The sequence below is a fragment of the Hydrogenimonas sp. genome, assembly GCF_029933015.1.
Taxonomy (GTDB): Bacteria; Campylobacterota; Campylobacteria; order Campylobacterales; family Hydrogenimonadaceae; genus Hydrogenimonas.
Map to the genome: position 1 here is coordinate 1 of NZ_JAOZOZ010000156.1, position 546 is coordinate 546.

The following is a 546-nucleotide window of genomic DNA, read 5'->3' on the forward strand; positions in this document are numbered from 1 at the left end:
CACATCCTCGAAAGACTCTACGAAGCCAACCCCGACCGATGGGCCCAAGACTACATCAAAAACCTGAACCGCCTGTCTTATCTCTACAACCAGACGGGCAGATTCGAAGAAGCATCTTCGCTCAATCGGCGAAGTCGCATGATCCTTTCCCCGCTTTACCGTGATGACCCTGCATCTTTGCATTTGGATCATATAAGGCTTCTCAACAACCTCGCCCATACCCATCTGCTGCAAAAGTCGATCTCCGAAGCGAAAGAAGAGGCTCTGGCATGCCTTGCGGAGCTTGAAACCGTCGAAAACGATCCGCCAACCTACTTTTTGAAAGAGATTCTCACCAATCTGGTGGCTATCTTCGAGGCCACGGGTATGGAACGGGAGGCACAGCGCTGCGGCGAGTGGCTCGACAGTATCACGGAAAAATGAAAAGGTAAAAAATGAGAAAATCCGTTTTGCATACGGGCGTCCATCTGCTTCTCGTGCATCGGCGGGCCACCCTGGGATTTTTCGGACTGGTAGCTGTCGGGCGCCGTTTCTGGTTCGCCTATC

The 546-nt window shown here is 52.4% G+C and carries 1 protein-coding gene; it reads left to right on the top strand.

Features of this window, described 5'->3' with window-relative positions:
• On the top strand, positions 1 to 423 hold a 423-nt coding region (locus Q1K23_RS08540; RefSeq protein ID WP_300363831.1), incomplete at its 5' end, for a hypothetical protein.
• Positions 424 to 546: the final 123 nt, after the last annotated feature.